Genomic DNA, 18,452 nt, shown 5'->3' with positions numbered 1-18,452 from the left:
TTTATTTTATGAATTTCAAAATTCCTTAAAAACGAAATTCATTTCGTTCATTATTTCCTATTAATTTACAACTCTACGAATCTCTTGAAAACCATTGACTGATCATAATAACTTTCTAAATTCTCTAGCCAAAAAGTGCCAATCCCAATATGGGGATCAATGTGATAAATTGACCATAATTTTCCCAAACAAGAGAGCCGGAGTGTACTTTGCTGACTACTTAGCTCAATTGTACGATCGTCCGATATGGTCTCCGGTTATTTTAAGTTTCGAAGAATTTGTCGAGCAGAAGCAAAATAAAAATTTTGCTGATGACTTACAGATGATCTTTCTGCTTTACAAGGCCTACAAAGAGATAGTCAAACAGCCAGAAGATTTTGATGCTTTCTTCCCTTGGGGGGAAATGATCCTAAAAGACTATAATGACATTGATAATTATTTGGTGGACGCAGAGCATATCTTTAAGGTGATTAAATCCCAGAAAGAACTGGACGAAGCATTCCAATATTTAACAGAAAAAGATCAACAAGTTATCCAGGGGTTCTGGAAGGGCTTCCTCCCTACTCCAAACAAAAAACAAAATGAGTTCATATCGACCTGGTCTATTCTAGCGGAGCTCTATCATCGGTTTAATGCACTTTTGGAGGGTCATGGGTTGATTTACAAAGGAAGAATGTTTCGAGAATTCTCGGAAAATATTAAAGAAGAAGAGATCAATATATGGTTTGCTGGATTTAATGCACTCACTAAAGCAGAAGAAAAGATCATCAAGTCTTATTTGGAATATGGCAAGGCTGACATTTTCTGGGACGTTGATGAATACTATTTCAACGATGACAAGCAAGAGTCCGGAACTTTCTTTAGGCAGTATGCATTTGACAAACACTTTAAGTCTAGTATCCAGCGTGATCTCAAACGAAAAATCAATGAGGCCAATCTCAATTTGAATGTGCTTGCGGCTCCATTCAGTATGGGGCAGATTAAAGCAGCAGCTCAGAGAATTGAGAAATTGAATCTCTCAAGCGCCGAGCAATCAGAATTATTAGTAATTCTAACAGACGAATCACTACTCCAAAGCACCTTACATGCTTTGCCAGAGCATATCGAACTAGTGAATGTGACTATGGGGTGGCCAATAGCTCAGTCCAGGATCTATCTCTTTGTCTCCAAAGTGATTGCTCTCTATGACAAATATCAATCCAATGAATTTAAAAAGGTTCAGCACAAAGAAGTCATTAACCTCCTGGAATACAATGACCTATTCAGTATTGGTCAAGATAGAGTTGGGAAATTCAATTCTGAAGGCATAAAAAACAACCATGTTTATCAAGAAGTTGAACACGTGATTGAAGAGTTTCCAGAACTAGAAACTATTCTAAAGTCTGCGTCAACCACACCGAAGCTCATTGCACAATTCATCACTTTTTTCAATGAACTTGATCTCAATTCGCTCACTGACATTGATCGATCTGTTGCGGTATTAATTCATGGCACTTTGAAAAGGATTGACTCAGCTTTAAAACAACACAGTGTACAACTTAGCTTTACTTCATTCAACAAGCTCTTTCTGAAGTTGGGCAATTCTATTAAGCTTCCGCTATCTGGAGATCACCAGCATGGCATTCAGGTGATGGGGATTTTAGAAACAAGGAATCTCTCTTTTAAACATGTATTGGTCATTGGAATGAATGAAGGAAAATGGCCTAAAGACAGCTCAAACACCTCTTTCATTCCGTACAATATCCGAAAAGCATTTGACTTGCCTACAGTGGAACATCAAGACGCTATGCAGTCCTATCTGTTTTATCGCTTGCTGCACAGTGCTGAGAATCTTTGGATCTCCTACAATAATATTTCAGAGTTTAATCACAATGGTGAATTGAGTCGGTATGTTCGACAATTGCAGTATGAATCCAATCTCAAAATTGACACTTCATCGCTTGTAAATCCTATAACTGCAGAGACTCCCCAGCAAATTACCATTCAAAAAAAGGGCGATGTCCTGGTCAGGTTGAACAATTTTCTAACTTCTGACACGAACACATACAAAAGACTTTCCCCCTCTGCACTCAACACTTATATTGACTGCAAACTTAAATTTTACTTTCAGTATATCGAAAAAATCAAAGAGCCAGATGAATTACTGGAAGACATGGATCCTTCGCTATTTGGCAATCTGCTGCACGGAGCGATGGAGCACCTATATGAGCAAAAAAAGCACTGGACATCTGAAGAAGTAAACAATGCCAAGTCTCAATTAGATCAAGCGATTCAGCAGTCATTCACTGAACAGAAACTTTCAGAAAGTCAAGGTCAAACGGGTCGACAATTAATAGCTTATGAGGTGATCAAATCCTATATGGATCGCATCTTAAACTTTGATAAACAACATGCACCATTTACTATTTTAGGGCTTGAGGCTACAGATTATCATGTAGACTTTCCTATAGAAACGATGGATGGAAGTGTGAAAGTTGGGCTCAAAGGTGTGATAGATAGAATCGACGAATATGAAGAAGTGATCAGGGTATTAGATTATAAGTCTGGTCGAGATGATCGTAAATTTGGATTGATGTTCGACTTGATCGACGGAAAATCCTCTAAGAGGAATAAAGCAGTTTTTCAGTTATTCTATTACTGCCTACTTTACAAAGAAAACCATCCTGACATAAAACGTCCCATTCAGCCCGGTCTATTCAATAGCAAAGATTTGTTTGACGATAAATTTGATGCTTTAATCACTCAAACCATAGATCGCAAAAACAGAATAGTACTTAATTATGCTGATTTTGAGGAAGATTTCAAAGAAGTGCTACTCTATCTTCTAACAGAATTGTTCAATCCTAACATCCCTTTTTCTCAAACAGAAGATGAGCAAAAATGTCAATATTGCACCTATAAACAGATTTGCAATAAAGGATAGACTTACAGATTTTTGTCAAAATTGTTTATCACTAGTATCCACAATCAAAACATCTAATACTATGCTTAAAAAAGTAATCATTGGACTGGTCATCGCAATTATTGTGTACTTCGCATATGGTGTACTCACTACCCGATCACACAGTCCACTTACGACAGTTGAAGGGAATTCAGGAGAGTTAACAGTTTCTGTTGATTATTGTCAACCTTATAAAAAAGGCCGACTGATTTTTGGTAATGAAAATGATAATGCCCTTGTTCCTTATGGAAAATACTGGAGATTAGGTGCAAATGACGCTACTGAAATCACTTTTAGTCAAAATGTAAATTTTGCTGGAAAACCAGTTGATGCAGGCCGATATCGTATGTACGCTGTTCCGAACGCCAGCAACTGGGAGATTTCTCTCAATAGTCAGCTTGGTGAGTTTGGCTACTTTGAGCCTGATTATACGCTTGACGTGCTCAAGGTTAAAATCCCAACACGAATAAATCCAAATATTATAGAGCAGTTTACCATGACTTTTGATAGTGATTCTACAAGTCTGTTTTTAAACATGGGCTGGGATGCCACTATGATCAGAATCCCAATCACCAAACAGTAAAAGAAAAGGCATAAAAAAAACCATTGTGATATATCACAATGGTTTTTTTTATGCCTCAAAGCGGCCATATTATGCTAATTGAGCATCAATTTTTCCGGCCAAAACATTTTTTGGAACTGCTCCTACTTGCTTATCTACAACTTCACCGTTTTTGAAAACCAACAAAGTCGGGATGCTTCTTACTCCATATTTAGCAGACATTTCTGGGTTAGAATCTACGTCTACTTTCCCTACAACTGCCTTACCTTCATAATCCCCAGCAAGCTCTTCCACTACAGGTCCAATCATCTTACAAGGTCCGCACCATTCTGCCCAAAAATCCACCAATACAGGCTGATCTGTTGATAATACGTCATTGAAGTTGCTATCTGTAATTTCTACTGCTTTGTTCATGTCTATTTTTATTTAAATATTGTTATGCATCGAAAAACGCAAATATAGTTCAAATAGTTGATGCCAAAAGATTGATTTTAATGATGATCAGATAAAGAAAGTCTATCTTTCTAAAGACTATTGCAAGCTAGTCTTTAAGCAATACGCCATTGCTATATTCATACTCCAATGTCATGTTGCCGTTTTGATCGTACCATTTGGCGGTGCCATGCATTTTACCCTCATACCAATTGCTTTCTTCCATGATTTTTCCGTTATCATAGTATTGAGAGCGTTTCCCTTGAAATTCTCCGGCTACATAGTTTCTTTTCTCCGCAATCACACCACTGTTGTAATAAATAAACTCACCTTCCTCTATCCCATTTACGTAATAGGCCTTCAAGGTAAGATTGCCTTTATCATCCATTTCTAAATGAGTCCCATGCATGGTTCCTTTCACATAGGTAGAAATAGATTTTACCAATTCATTGGGATGATAAGTGATCCAACTTCCATTTCTATATCCCTTGTAGTATTCTCCTTGTTGCTCTATTTTTTCTCCGAACTTTATAGTTGCCTTGACTAAACCAGGCATATGCTGAAACTCTATTCTTTCCGCATAATCTGGTAAATTATCTAAACTCTCAGCGCCGCCAGAAGAGGCTACATCAGAATCGCAGGCATCTAGTATAATTAGAAATCCGACAAGCAAGTAAATAGTATTCTTCATTTCAAACGATTTAGATTCAAGAGTTCAAAAGTAATTTTTTTTACATGAAATTTGAACTCACTCGCTCCCAGTCCTCAATGGTATCTACATCTATCAATTCGGGTAGCAAAGCGTAGTTTTTATTAAGCGCTGAAATGGCTTGAATTGTTTGATTGATTACTTGGTCCGTGCTCCAATCTATTCCTTCAAACAAGCCAGATTCAAATGCTTTCATACCCAGCAAATAGTAGCCCCCATCATTCGCAGGGCCAAGCACGAAATCGTTGTTCTTCAGTTCCTTGAAAGCTTGCAGGATATGTGTCGCTGTGAGTTCAGCACAATCAGTGCCTACAATACATATTCTATCATATTCTTTAAATTCCTCACGAAAAGCAGCAGCCATTCTATGACCTAAGTCTCCTCCTGCTTGCATTTTTCTTGTAGCCTTTTTCCAATGATCATTCTGATCGACTTGCTGTGTATAATAGACAATCAGGTCAGCCTCAATATTGGTCGTTTGTTCTTGTGTATAAGCCAAGAGTTTTCGGTAGATATCGAGTGCCATCTCATTTCCAACAGATTGAGCCAATCGAGTCTTTACCTTACCCAACTCTGGATTTTTGGTAAAAACAATCAGTGCTTCATTCGACATTTTTGAGCAAAGGTTTATTTTTTAACAATTCAAAGGCAGCCAACCCAATCACCACAACATATTCAAAAGTTATCCAACCCATTGGATGCTGATAGCCATGATCCGAATAGCCTAGATAAGACAAAAATATCAATCCTGACCAAACCAAAGGAAAAGCAAGTTTTGTAAAGCAACTAAATGCCAATAGTGGTATAATATACCAGGGGTGAACTGTAGTTGCAAAGAGCAACTGAATAAACAATACAATGGTAAAGGCCATCGCCCAATCGGTTCGTTTGTTAACTGTAAAAACAGAATAGCCAACAATTAAAACAAGGGCAATAACAGAAAGCCAGGGTCCGGCAGTCTGTACTACATCATACCCTTTCATCCAAAAACCAATCTCACGTACGAGAAAAAAGAAACCCGCATTGAATTCAAACTTTCTAAAAAATAAATCCAACCCATTGCCCAAACCATCGACTATTTCCAAACTCAGAAAAGGCATGGAAAAGAACAGCAACACAAACCCCAACAGAAAGTAACTCAAAAGGGACTTCCTCCACCCTAGTTTCTTAAATAAAACGGGCAAAAACATCAACGGAGTAAGTTTGGTTAGCACACCCAAGGATAAAGCTATGGATCCACCAATCCATTTCTTTTGTTCATAAAACCACCAGGCCAGCAGCATAAAAAAAATTACAACTCCTTCAAAATGCAGATTAGCTGTAAGTTCTAGTATAACCAATGGGTTCAGTGCGTAAACGAGAACCCTTGCCACATGCTTCGTCAAATGAAACAGCAGATAGATTGCTCCTATTTCAAATAACAGAAGTATCAACCTAATCATTGTCATAGACCAGAAAATATCCTTTACACCGAAAAGGGCCGGGATAGAAAAAACGTACTGACTAAACGGCGGATAGGTGGAATGATAGGCTTGTGAATTTAGTTTTTCGTAAAGAGATTGGTACTGACCCGGCAGGCCATCTATTAAAGCTTCAGGCGTAGCCTGGTATGGACTCATGTTATCCGTCCAAATCCGTCCATCCCAAATGAAACGGAAACAGTCATCTGACAAAGAGGGTGATCCAAAGAACAGTGTTAACCTCAACAGCACAGCAATAACCATCAGTTGCTTAAAGCTAAATTCAACTTTGAAAACTATAAACAAGTAAGACAAAAAAGCAATGCCATAAACTGGAACTAGCCAAACACTACTTCTAATCATGCCATACTGAATACAAAGCATGGGAATGAGTAATCCCAAAATAAGCCAAGCGGTTTTTAACCCTAATGGCTTTTTAGGCATGCTTGATGTGTTTCAATGAATGAAAAAATACGATACCAAAACCTATGGCGAGCATCAGGTGAAAAATGATTAACCCAAAATCTTGCAACATCCAGGCTGATACAATCCCCCAAACAAAATAGACACACAACACCCCCTCTACCAATGTCCCCCAAGTCAGTTTAGGCTTGATATATTGATTGCTGGTCCAGCTTTCCGTCTTTTTTGTAATATTGAATTTTGGTGTTCGAATGAAAGGTGTTTTGAAACCCAAATACCCCTCCATCACAGCAATTGCATTGTGCAGGGCCAACCCCATAGAAAAAGAAAGGAACAACGGGAATTTCTTTAGGAAAGCTGTTTTGGTTTTGACCTTTTCTATTTGCTTTAATCCAACATAATAGAAGGCTGCAATCGAAAAGAAACCAATCAAGAACAAACTGCCCAGGTTAAAAAGCCATTCCAGGCTTGGGTTTGAACTTTTAATATAAAGCATAGGGATACTCAAAACAGAAGCTGTTAGTAGCAATACGAATACACTACTATTCAACAAATGCATAGCAGCATGCGCCTTAGTTTTAAAAGATTGATCAGACTTGAATACCTTAAATAAGTTCTTTTTAGCTGTTTCGGCAGCTCCCTTGTTCCACCGATATTGCTGCGATTTGATGGCCGACATAATCACTGGCAGCTCTGCTGGAGACTCCACAGATTCATCAAACTGAAATTGCCACCCCTTGAGTTGTGCTCTATAGCTGAGATCCAAATCTTCTGTCAGCGTATCCGCAGACCAGCCACCAGCATCGAACACGCAGGCTATGCGCCAAATTCCAGCCGTACCATTGAAGTTCATAAAGCTCCCCGAGCGATTACGCCCACCCTGCTCCACGGTAAAGTGTGCATCCAAACCAAAAGCCTGCATTTCGGTGAGCATAGAATAATTCTTGTTTACATGACCCCAGCGGGTTTGTACCATCCCTATGTTGTCGTTCACAAAATAGCCAATCGTTCGTTTGATGAAATCGGGATTGGGTAAAAAATCTGAATCAAAAATCGCCGTAAATTCTCCTTTGCAAATTGAGGTCCCATAAGCTAGAGCACCTGCTTTAAATCCCTTGCGATCATCCCTAATAACATGCTGAATATCAAAACCTAATAATTGATAGTATTCAACCTTTGCATTAATAAGTTCGACCGTTTCATCTGTAGAATCATCCAACACCTGAATCTCAAGTTTTTCCTTTGGGTAATCGAGCTTTACCACACAATCAATCAATCTTTCGGCAACGTACTTTTCATTAAAGATGGGAAGTTGGACGGTGACCACAGGCTCAAATGATTGGTTGAATTCACGAGATATTTCAGGCTTTGGACGCGTATATACCCAGGTCAGGTGCAGCTGCCCTAGACTGAACAAAAATATGGCTAACAAAGCCGTACAATAAACGACCACTACGATCCACTCCATCTACAAATATCTAAATATCGTTTGAATGATTTTGTATCCAGCCAAAATGGTTCCTTTAATAGTTCCGGATATCTTTGATACACCAATTCTATTGCGATAGTTCACTGGCACTTCGGCTATTTTCATTTTCATCTTCGCTGCTTTTAGTTGCATCTCTACCGTCCAGCCATAAGTTTTATCTTGCATATCCATGGCCAACAAACTTTCATACTTCACCGCCCTAAATGGACCTAAGTCAGTGTATTGCACTTTATACAAAACCTTTAAGAGATAGGTAGCCAGCCAATTGCCAAAAACCTGTTGTGGGGTCATGGAGCCCTTTTCTTTTCTACCCAAGGCTCTAGAGCCAATCACAAGTTCGGCATTGCCCACTCGGATCGGTTCTAGCAAAGCATGAATAAACTCCGGATAGTCCGAATAATCGCCATCTAAAAAAACTACCGCGTCAGGTTTGGGATTAGTATGATGTGCGATGTAGGACATCCCTCTCAAACAGGCATTTCCGTAGCCACGAACTACTTCTTCCAGTACTACGGCTCCCCGTGCCTTAGCCACTTCCATCGTATCGTCCGTAGATCCATTGTCCACCACGATGATATTTCTAACACGTTCCTTAGGGATTTCGTCAATCACCATACCCACTGCATTCTGCTCATTGAGCACGGGGATGATTACATCTACGATCTGAGGTTTGGGCATCAATCCTCTGGATAAGGAATGAAAATGAAATTGGTGAACTTTTCATCTACAACAAACAAGCAACAAAACTCATCGGGGTTTTTGTATGCCTCTTTGAAGATATCTACATTCTTTTCTTTCACGAGATCGCGTTGAACAAATTCATCCAGATAGGACGCTGAATAATTCCATTCTGCATCCAATTCTTTTTGCTTAATCAGAATTTGACCCACGCCTACATCAGTTTTCGCTATCGGAAAAATGGGATAATCAGAAAAACCTCTACTTCTGATTTGGTACGAAGCTTCCTTCAAATTGTCTGATACTTTAATGAAATCCTGGGTAATCGTTCCCAGGTATTTACCGCTTAATTCTGGATCGTTATTCATTCGTTTCAGGCTGTTTTCAAAATCATTCCTTATGAAGTTCAAATCTCGATAAAATTTTTCAAGTATTATGTATTTCCTGGTGTTAGTCTGAATAGAAATGTAAAAGGGTATTGATTTAAACGCAACAATATTGCAAGAAATAAAATTGATTGATATTATTGCAACTTAATTGCATTTATCTAGTTTGAAATGAAAGAGAGATTTTTTAGCCTACACACGGACTTTTTAGGATTTTTGATATCAGTCTTATGTGCCATTCACTGCGCGGGGCTACCTTTCTTACTCAGTCTCTTACCCATACCCTGGCTAGGGTTTCTTGAAAACGAATGGATAGAATATGCCATCATCCTATTCAGCTTTTGTATAGCCAACTATGCACTGATCAAATGCTACCTCAGGCACCATAGGAACCCCCTCGCCTTGATTATTGTTTGTATTGGTTTCCTTTCTATAGCTATCGGTCACACTTATTCTATCCATGTCTATGAAATACTTTTTACCACCTTAGGTGCATTGACAATTGCCGGCGCTCATTTCATCAATTGGAAGCATGTACAGCTTTCTATGATTCGATAAGTTTTAACAGATCAAATCAATTTTTTAGTTCAACTTTGGCTCTAATCAAAGTATGAGCAATCAAGACAATCCAATCACATGAATCGAAAACCAGTCCACATCATCACCGGTTTTTTAGGTGCAGGCAAAACCACTTTTCTCAATCACTTGATCAAAGAACAGCTGCCTGAACGCATTTTTGTGATCGAAAATGAGTGCGGTGCTACCAACATAGACGGTGGCTTAGTCATGGATGGCGTTGAGGATTTGGTAGAATTGACTGCTGGGTGTCTGTGTTGCTCATTAGCCGATGGACTCCTGGATATATTGGAAGATGCCTACAAACGGCGAGAGGAATATGACCGATTGGTCATCGAAACTACAGGGATAGCAGATCCATCCTCAATCGTTCAGGTGTTTTTAGAAAACCCGGCAGTAGAAAAGGCCTTCGACCTGCAGCAGGTCATTTGTCTGGTGGATGCCGGACAGGTAAAAGATTGGCTCAATGAAGCCGAAGAAGCGCTCCGCCAAATATCAGTTGCCGACGTGCTTTTGGTCAACAAAGCGGACACGGTTTCCCAAGAGCAAGTGAAAGAAGTGACCGAACTGCTCAAAGGCATCAATGTGCAAGCCAAGACGCTAGCTGGCAGTCAAGGCAAATTTGACCTCAAAACCATCCTGTCCGTAGGCACCACCAAACCCGAATCTGTAGAATCCTTGGCTCAGGTACATGAGCATCAGCACGAGCATTCGACCACGGATTCCAACAGTCATAAAATCACCACATTTACACTCACTTTCGCTCATCCGCTAGATCTCAATGAGCTTCAATTGGATTTGAATAGAATAGTGCATTTGTATCGAGAACAAGTATATCGAGTCAAAGGATTCATCGCCATTCCCAATTATCCTAATCGGGTCATCTTACAATCGGTGCGTAGCAGCTTCATCGCCACTGACGGCAGTCCCTGGGAAACTCCTAAGGACCGGGTAGGCAAACTGGTATTTATCGGTCGAGGTCTACAAAAACAAACCTTCGAAAAGATGTTCAAAAGACATATGGTGAGGCCCGATTAAAAGGGGAAATAATTAATGCATAATCCCCTGATCTTGCTGTAGATTGTGCAGTTCATGCTGTAACCCATACTATCCTGAAAGATTATGGAAGCCTCTTTAGATTGTATGAAATGTTGACAAAGCTCATTTCTTTGTAAGGAAGGTGATTTAGCCTAATACCTATTGCATCAGAACCCTGTTCTAAGAATTTTACTAATTTTATTAGGTGGAACAATTAAATGAAATACCTTGGGAGATAGTCATTCCGATGACCACGACCCTAGTAGGGGTCTTTTTTGGTTGTATCTTAATTCTTACCCATTTTCAGACTGGCAGGTATTTAGGACTGCTCATATTAGCCTATTCGATTGCGATTGCCCCAATAAGTCTGACCAACTTACCGATCAATCATTGGCAAATCATAACCATACTACCCACCCTACTTTTTATTTATAGTAAGGCATTTTTCACACCAAAATCTAGAATTCATTACTTTGATTTAATTCCAGTTCTATTATGTATTGGATTGTATTACGTTCCTCTTCATGCTGGAAAAGTATTAGCCGGTTTCACTATGTTGCTGTATGTGTACCGATTGATTGTCTTTGTCAGACAAGAATCAAACCATAGAGGGATACAATGGTTTGCAAATCCCGGCGCTAGGTTAGTTTGGTTTCGGAATTTCATAACTGTGAACATTATTGGTTTGGTCATATTACTATGGAATACTGAGGCTTATATCATGACGGCACTCGTTTGCTTCAATATGGTGTATGTGATTTATCAATCCTGGAGTGAGTCGAATTTTTTCACGGAATTACCTTTAGGAAACAAATACCAAAAGTCTACCCTTCCTCCACAAATCAAAGCAGCAGTTTTAGATAAAATTGAGACAGTGATGGAAGCTGAGTTTTATTTGCGTGATGATGCCTCCTTATCCAATTTAGCCGATGAGTTAGGAGTAACCGCTCACCATCTATCCCAGATACTCAATGAAACATTAAAAATCAGCTTTCAAGATTTAATTGCCAGATATAGAATCAGAAGAGCTTGTCAAATTCTGAAGGATACAGCGCACAATCAAGACAAAGTAGAAAGTATTGCGGCTATGGTAGGATACAATTCCAAATCCTCATTTAATGCTGCTTTTAAGAAACGAACCGGGCTGACTCCTACAGCATACCGGAAATCCAAAAATGTACGAACTTATGGGGAGGCACACCTCACCCAACGGGAAGTACCAATAATCAATCAGTCTGGATTTAGTTTGAATCATGTGTTTAATCTCAAAATGAACAGAACCATGATACGCTCCTCACTAAGAACCCTGCGAAAAAACAAATTGCATACTGCACTCAATATCCTTGGACTGGCCATTGGACTCTCTGCCTGTTTAATCATCGCCGCATATGTGCAATACGAGTGGTCTTATGACAAGCACCACCCTAATGCTAAAGATTCATATCGAATCGCCTTAAATCGAATCTATCCAGGGTATGAAAAGAAATGGGCCATTACCGCTCCAATTCTTTCACCTACGATCACCCAAGAGCTACCAGAAATAATAAACTACACCAGATTGCAGTGGGACAACTCCTTGTTTGCCAAATCTGGCGAGCCATTGGAAAGTCAACGAATTACTGGCGTGGACTCTGGGTTTTTCAAAGTATTCAAAGCCGAAATCATCAAAGGTCATGTGGACAACAACTTTTTCAAGCGACAAGATGGAGTCATTCTGACTCAAAGAGCTGCTGATAAATATTTTGGACAAGAAGATCCCATTGGCAAGCTATTCGAAATCCAACTCGCAACAGAAACCAAATCTCGATTGCTCTCAGTAGAAGCTGTTATTTCCAATCCTTCACCTAACTCTCATCTTGACTACGATATTCTTACAGTAATAACCTTGATTCCTTTTCCTGATTGGATGTATACCACGTGGGGCACATGGAGTGTGTATTCTTATATATCCGTACATCCCGGAACAGATCCAGAGTCACTAATTAAGAAGATCAATGCCATTGCAGAAAAACATCAGGCTGCCGGAAACGATGATTTTGATGCCTGGCAAAGCGCCGGTAACTCCTACAATTATTTCCTTCAGCCCATCACAAGCATTCATTTAAACTCTAACCTTTCAACAGAATTTGAGGCTAATTCCAGTGAAACTTTTGTCTACTTTTTTGCCATTGTAGGCGTCTTCATCCTGCTTATGGCTGTTGTCAATTTTGTAAACTTGTCTACCGCCAAAGCCTCCTATAGAACGCTTGAAGTGGGTATTAGAAAAGTCGTAGGAGCTAGTCGAGGAGATTTAATGATTCAGTTCTTGATAGAATCTACCTTGATGAGTATTGTATCTATGATCTTCGCTTTAGGAATCACACAGCTCTTAATTCCGGAGTTTAACGAAGTGGTTGGGAAATCCATTTCATTGCAATCACTATTTTCACCTACAGGTTTGGCCATACTTTTAGTCTCTCCAATATTACTGGGAATCTTTGCGGGCTTCTACCCTGCTTTGTACTTATCAAATTTTGGTCCTTCTACTGTATTTCAAAAATTCAATAGCAAAAGAGGTAGAGAAAAATTGCGTCACCTTTTGGTCATAGGTCAATTTATTATAGCTGTAATATTGATTACCGGGACGATCACAGTATATAGACAGATGCATTTTATCACCAACAAACCACTAGGCTTTGATAAGGATCAGTTGATCAAAATAGATAAACTGCCTTTCTCTGGTGAGAAGATTGAAGTATTTAAGCAAGAAGCTAAACGTTTACCTGGAGTGAAAAGTATATCCACCACCAGCTTTCCTTTGGACGATATCAGATCTGGCTCGACTCTCGGATTAACTCCAGGCAACGAAAGCCAGGTAAATACGACTTGGCTGATAGTAGATGAGCAGTTCATACCTACCATGGGGATTCAACTGGTTGCAGGAAGAAATTTACTTCCTCATGAAGTAGGAAACAGCAGCGAAGAAACCGAAAAAATTCTATTGAATATGGCTGCCATTCAAGCCTTGGGTCTCACTCCATCAGATGCCATCGATAAAGTATTATATGAAACCACAGGAGTTAAATGCACAGTTGTTGGAGTATTTGAAAATTTCATCTATGAATCCCTTCACAATTCTGTAGAACCACTACAATTATCTGGCGCCTATTTTCCACCATCTTTTCGATCAGCTACTATCAAAATAGACCCTCGACACATGAAAGAAGCTACTACAGCACTGGCCTCTCTAAGTCACCAATTGGCACCGGACAAGGTTTTTGAGTTTGATTACATGGATGAGTCGATGGCACAATATTATGAAGCGGAAAAACTGACAGGAAAACTTTTTGTTCTATTTTCTGGTTTGGGCATTTTCATCTGCTGTTTAGGGCTTTTTGGTTTGATGAGTTACGTCGTAGAGCAGAGATCCAAAGAAGTAGGTATTCGCAAAGTTCTAGGCGCTCGCATCCGTAATATCATTATGCTCTTATCCAGGGATTACCTTAAACTGGTATTGATTTCTTCTCTTATTGCTATTCCTATCTCCTGGTGGGGTGTTAGTCAGTGGTTGGATGGCTTTGCTTTTCGAGTTGAAAACTCATTGCTCATCTTCCTGCTCGGCGGATTTGTTGTCACCGTTGTTTCCTGGGTAACAATTGCTTTTTATGCTTTCCAAGCTACCAAGTCCAATCTAGTCAATGCACTTAGGAGTGAGTGATTAATGCATAATCCCCTGATCTTTCAGGAGCTTGTACTTTTCACCACAATTCATACTAGTGAGTTCAGATCCTTTGGCTCCTTTACCTTTTTTGTATTGGGCTCTATTTTTGGCCACATAAGACTCATAAAAGGCTTGAGCTTCTTCCCTGAATACATCTATCACATGTCCATCAACTTCTTGATTATGTGCATCATTGTCGGGGTAAGTTTCTATGAGTTTAGCCAATTCTGAGTCGATTTGGTCCAAATCATTGATATCCAACTCACCATGGTTAAACCTGGGTACACCCAAAACAAACTTAGTGATATAATGAACGGCATAAATATCTTCGGCCTCCAAAGAAGCTCCTTTGACTTCTAGTTCCCTTTGCATGGGCAGGGCAAAGCTTTCGGCTATAAAAGAACGTTCCGTTCCATCCATAAAAACCAACTCTTCATAATTCTCTTGTAGCTTTTTAGTACCCGACAATGGGTCTTTACCTTTCTGTCGATTCTCCTTCTTCTTTGCTGCAATAGCCTTCTCCGCTGGCCTTAATTGAGGAGCCGTGGTATTCCAAGTGCTAAGAAATTCATAAAGTGGTTTCCTGATTTTACTCTTTTCAGAGTGATGAAGTGTAGACACCTTAGCTGAAATAGCATCTTGTGCTAAAGTGGGAATGGCGAAAAAAACAACTATGACTAAAGGGACTAATGATTTAACTGCATGCATGGTGGAAGTGCTTTGATTTCGAAATATAAATTTAAAAATATTTTGAACGCATTCCTATCCCTGTCCAAGGGGCAATACAAACTCACCTACTATTACATGCAACATTATTGCATTTTAGAGTCGTAAATTTTATAATTGCAACATTATTGCACTTAAATATATAGCATGAAACTATTCTCAAAAAAGAAACTACCAGTAACCGTGCTTAGCGGATTTCTTGGTGCAGGCAAAACCACCTTGCTCAATCATGTCTTAAATAATCGAGATGGGCTCAAAGTAGCTGTCATTGTCAACGACATGAGCGAAGTAAACATAGACGAGAAGCTAATAGAAAATGGATCAAAGCTTTCTCGAACAGACGAAAAGCTGGTGGAAATGAGTAATGGCTGCATCTGCTGTACCCTAAGGGAGGACTTAATGATCGAAGTTGAAAAGCTAGCCAAGATGAACAAGTTCGACTATTTACTCATTGAAAGCACAGGTATCTCTGAACCCATACCTGTAGCGCAAACTTTTTCATTTGCCTCTGGAGATGAGTTGTATGATTTAACCAAAATCAGTCAATTAGATACTATGGTGACCGTAGTGGATGCCTTCAATTTTTTCGAAGACTTTGGCAGTGCAGACACCATATTGGATCGAAATATGACCGACGATCAGGAAGACGAACGATCCATTGTCAATCTACTCACAGATCAGGTAGAGTTTGCCAATGTCATTGTTCTCAACAAGGCTGATCTGGTTTCTGTAAAGCAATTGCAATTACTGAAAGGTATGCTTAATAAACTTAACCCTGAAGCTCAAATTGTCAGTACTACTTATGGAGCGGTTGATCCTAAATCCATTCTTAAAACCGGTCTATTCGACTATGACAAAGCTGAACAAGCAGCAGGGTGGATCAAAGAACTAAACAACGAACACACCCCCGAAACTGAAGAATATGGCATCTCCTCTTTTGTTTTCAGACAGCGAAGACCCTTTCATCCCGAGCGCTTCTGGAATTATGTAAATCACACCTGGCCTAGCAGTGTCATTCGAAGTAAAGGATTATTTTGGATGGCTTCCAGACCTGATAGCGCCTTGATGTGGAGTCAAGCCGGGGGTTCGCTCAAGGCAGAACCTTATGGACGCTGGTGGGCGGCAGTTCCTTATAAAGAACGAGTGAACAACCTGGGGTACATGGAACACCAGAAATTGATTATGAAAAAATGGGATAAGCAATGGGGTGACCGTCTGAATGAACTGGTGATTATTGGACAAGATATGGATGAGCATCAAATACGGACTGATCTGGAAAATTGTCTGCTACTGGAAGATGAAATAAAAGGCATGGAGTCTGGTGGAAAATTTCAAGACCAATGGCCTATATGAAAAAAAAACACATTTTACTTATCCTTACTGTTTGGCTAACAGTCAATTCAGTCTGTGCGCAGGATGATCAAAATTTTCCTCCTCCGAAAGAGCCACCACTCGTAGTAGGCTCCAAATCTACTGGTCCTATCAAAATAGATGGCAAACTCAATGAATCAGACTGGCAAAAAGCAGAGGTAATCACTTCGTTTTTTTAAAATGGAGCCCAGACAAGGAGGTGACTATTTGTACGACACTAAGGTAAATATATTGTATGACGACAAGAACCTTTATGTAGGAGCTTTCTGCAAAGACTCCTTAGGACGCAAGGGAATCAGAGTGCAGGATTTAAGACGAGATTTCAAATGGGGAGAGAATGATATCTTTTTCGTTCAATTGGATCCACAGAACCTGAAGCAGTACTGCGTCTCATTTCAAACTACTCCCTATGGAAATCAAAGAGATCTTCAAAACTTCAACGACAGCAATACAGACAATGATTGGAATGCACTTTGGTCCGTACGAACCCATCGCACCGACTCTGGCTACTTTGCAGAGTTTGCCATTCCATTCAAGTCCATTCGCTACGACGAAGTGCCAGATGGACAGTCCCCAACCTGGGGAATCACCTTTAGCCGCTTGGCTCGGAGGGATTATGAGCAAACGGTTTTTCCTGCCATACCACAGTCCTTCTCCCCTTATCGAATGACTTATGCCGCTCGATTGGAAGGATTGGAGCTGCCAGAACCAAGTGCCAATGTCAGAATTGAACCCTACGCCCTTTATCAATATGATCAAATCGCAGACGGAGATCAACGGAATTCGAATGGCGAGTTGAAACTTGGAGGTGATGTGAAATGGGCCATCAACCCACATTCAGTATTAGATCTCACTTTCAATACAGATTTTGCTCAAGCTGATGTAGACCGAGCCGTCAACAACCTCGAACGATTTAATATATTCTTTCCCGAACGCCGTCAGTTCTTCCTTGAAAATTCAGGTATCTGGGCGGGTTCCAATAGTAGTGCTGTAGTTCCTTTCTTTAGTCGAACGATTGGTCTCAATGGCAATTTCAATGCTGAACCTGCAAGAATTAATGCAGGTACACGGTATACTATGCGAAATGAAAATCGTTCGATTGCGGGACTTTACATCCACCAGGCGGAAACAGATAAATCACCTGCCGCCAGCTTTATGACTGGTCGATATCTACAGAATTATGGAAATGAAAACAACGTAGGTGTAATGGTCACCCACCGACTGGATGAACAATCTTCTGAATTAGGGGTTCAGCAAAGTAACAATACTACCCTCTCAATAGACGGTTTTATTCGACCCACAGACGAATGGGAAATTTCCTACTTGGTTTCAGGTTCAAGAGACAATTCTAATGACACTTTGGGCCTAGTAGGTACCTTTTTCGCGGGTGCCAGCAGCAATAAGTACTATCTCGCGTGGCGTAGTAATTTTGTGTCAAAAGATTACAATCCGGACATGGGATTTGTTTTCCAAAAGAATGTAATCAAGCACGACCCAGGAGGGTATTTCATCTGGCGACCCAAAAACATCCCTTGGATCAGACGATGGGATCCTGGTGCCTTTGTCAATTATTACCATGATTTTAGCAATCCTGACAACTTTCAACAGGCTAACATCTACCTATTCCCTGTTTACATCTACTTCATAGACAATAGTTTCTTGCAATATGCCATTTTCCCGACCTGGCAAAACATCAATTTTAATTTTGCCCCTCTGGGTATTTCCATACCTGAAGGAGATTACTTTTACACCCGGCAACAGGTCGATTTTAGGACCAATCAATCGGCGAAAATTTCTTTAACGGGAAGCATCAATTGGGGTGGCTTTTACAATGGCAGTAGAACGACCATCGAAGGAGGAATAAGAATTGCGCCAATTCCTCATGCTGCATTGACAGTTGATTATGAATACAACAAGCTGACGGACATTGGAGAGGTTCCACAGCAGCTAGAAACACATTT

At 40.0% G+C, this 18,452-nt stretch carries 16 protein-coding genes; 8 read left to right on the top strand and 8 right to left on the bottom strand.

Annotated elements, in window-relative coordinates; genetic code table 11:
• The first annotated feature begins 169 nt into the window (after nt 1-169).
• Nucleotides 170-2,923 carry a PD-(D/E)XK nuclease family protein gene (locus ACOQO5_RS06980; RefSeq protein ID WP_420580972.1) on the top strand — a complete coding sequence of 918 codons (2,754 nt, stop codon included), beginning with the start codon at nt 170-172 and terminating at the stop codon, nt 2,921-2,923.
• A gap of 61 nt (nt 2,924-2,984) precedes the next feature.
• Nucleotides 2,985-3,524 carry a DUF2911 domain-containing protein gene (locus ACOQO5_RS06975; protein WP_420580971.1) on the top strand — a complete coding sequence of 180 codons (540 nt, stop codon included), beginning with the start codon at nt 2,985-2,987 and terminating at the stop codon, nt 3,522-3,524.
• 69 nt (nt 3,525-3,593) lie between these two features.
• Here the strand turns inward: ACOQO5_RS06975 and trxA are convergent, their stop codons facing one another.
• From trxA to ACOQO5_RS06940, 7 genes are all read right to left on the bottom strand, one after another.
• Nucleotides 3,594-3,917, bottom strand: a complete 324-nt coding sequence (gene trxA / locus ACOQO5_RS06970; RefSeq protein WP_420580970.1) for a thioredoxin — start codon at nt 3,915-3,917, stop codon at nt 3,594-3,596.
• A 127-nt stretch (nt 3,918-4,044) separates the two neighbouring features.
• Nucleotides 4,045-4,626, bottom strand: a complete 582-nt coding sequence (locus tag ACOQO5_RS06965) for a toxin-antitoxin system YwqK family antitoxin (protein ID WP_420580969.1) — start codon at nt 4,624-4,626, stop codon at nt 4,045-4,047.
• Between the two features lie 40 nt (nt 4,627-4,666).
• Nucleotides 4,667-5,257 carry a TIGR04282 family arsenosugar biosynthesis glycosyltransferase gene (locus ACOQO5_RS06960; RefSeq protein ID WP_420580968.1) on the bottom strand — a complete coding sequence of 197 codons (591 nt, stop codon included), beginning with the start codon at nt 5,255-5,257 and terminating at the stop codon, nt 4,667-4,669.
• Entirely contained in the window at nt 5,247-6,548 is a 1,302-nt protein-coding gene (locus ACOQO5_RS06955; RefSeq protein ID WP_420580967.1) for a glycosyltransferase 87 family protein, read from the bottom strand. The genes ACOQO5_RS06960 and ACOQO5_RS06955 overlap by 11 nt, the downstream gene beginning before the upstream one ends.
• Nucleotides 6,541-7,995 (bottom strand): cellulose synthase family protein, encoded by a 1,455-nt coding sequence (locus ACOQO5_RS06950; RefSeq protein ID WP_420580966.1) that lies wholly within the window; start codon nt 7,993-7,995, stop codon nt 6,541-6,543. The genes ACOQO5_RS06955 and ACOQO5_RS06950 overlap by 8 nt, the downstream gene beginning before the upstream one ends.
• Nucleotides 7,996-8,694 (bottom strand): glycosyltransferase family 2 protein, encoded by a 699-nt coding sequence (locus tag ACOQO5_RS06945; protein ID WP_420580965.1) that lies wholly within the window; start codon nt 8,692-8,694, stop codon nt 7,996-7,998. It abuts the gene before it with no gap.
• Nucleotides 8,694-9,062: a hypothetical protein gene (locus ACOQO5_RS06940; RefSeq protein WP_420580964.1), complete on the bottom strand. Its 369-nt coding sequence runs from the start codon at nt 9,060-9,062 to the stop codon at nt 8,694-8,696. The genes ACOQO5_RS06945 and ACOQO5_RS06940 overlap by 1 nt, the downstream gene beginning before the upstream one ends.
• A 189-nt stretch (nt 9,063-9,251) precedes the next feature.
• Here ACOQO5_RS06940 and ACOQO5_RS06935 point away from each other — a divergent pair, with 189 nt between their 5' ends.
• The 3 genes from ACOQO5_RS06935 to ACOQO5_RS06925 all read left to right on the top strand — a co-directional run bounded on the left by ACOQO5_RS06935 (nt 9,252) and on the right by ACOQO5_RS06925 (nt 14,391).
• Nucleotides 9,252-9,638, top strand: coding sequence for a MerC domain-containing protein (locus tag ACOQO5_RS06935; protein ID WP_420580963.1), 387 nt, complete (start codon nt 9,252-9,254; stop codon nt 9,636-9,638).
• Nucleotides 9,639-9,716: 78 nt separating this feature from the next.
• Nucleotides 9,717-10,694 carry a CobW family GTP-binding protein gene (locus ACOQO5_RS06930; protein WP_420580962.1) on the top strand — a complete coding sequence of 326 codons (978 nt, stop codon included), beginning with the start codon at nt 9,717-9,719 and terminating at the stop codon, nt 10,692-10,694.
• A gap of 205 nt (nt 10,695-10,899) precedes the next feature.
• Nucleotides 10,900-14,391 carry an ABC transporter permease gene (locus ACOQO5_RS06925; RefSeq protein ID WP_420580961.1) on the top strand — a complete coding sequence of 1,164 codons (3,492 nt, stop codon included), beginning with the start codon at nt 10,900-10,902 and terminating at the stop codon, nt 14,389-14,391.
• On the opposite strand, the gene ACOQO5_RS06920 is transcribed toward ACOQO5_RS06925, so the two are convergent.
• Nucleotides 14,392-15,102, bottom strand: a complete 711-nt coding sequence (locus tag ACOQO5_RS06920) for a hypothetical protein (RefSeq protein WP_420580960.1) — start codon at nt 15,100-15,102, stop codon at nt 14,392-14,394.
• A gap of 165 nt (nt 15,103-15,267) precedes the next feature.
• Here ACOQO5_RS06920 and ACOQO5_RS06915 point away from each other — a divergent pair, with 165 nt between their 5' ends.
• The 3 genes from ACOQO5_RS06915 to ACOQO5_RS06905 form a co-directional block, all read left to right on the top strand.
• Nucleotides 15,268-16,473 carry a GTP-binding protein gene (locus tag ACOQO5_RS06915; RefSeq protein ID WP_420580959.1) on the top strand — a complete coding sequence of 402 codons (1,206 nt, stop codon included), beginning with the start codon at nt 15,268-15,270 and terminating at the stop codon, nt 16,471-16,473.
• Entirely contained in the window at nt 16,470-16,670 is a 201-nt protein-coding gene (locus ACOQO5_RS06910; protein ID WP_420580958.1) for a hypothetical protein, read from the top strand. The genes ACOQO5_RS06915 and ACOQO5_RS06910 overlap by 4 nt, the downstream gene beginning before the upstream one ends.
• A 1-nt stretch (nt 16,671) precedes the next feature.
• Nucleotides 16,672-18,452: DUF5916 domain-containing protein (locus ACOQO5_RS06905; protein WP_420580957.1), on the top strand; the 1,781-nt coding region annotated here is incomplete at its 3' end.

The sequence above is a fragment of the Reichenbachiella sp. genome (assembly GCF_965223055.1).
GTDB lineage: Bacteria > Bacteroidota > Bacteroidia > Cytophagales > Cyclobacteriaceae > Reichenbachiella.
The sequence above is the reverse complement of the archived record's forward strand: the minus strand, read 5'-3'. Positions and strand labels throughout refer to the sequence as shown.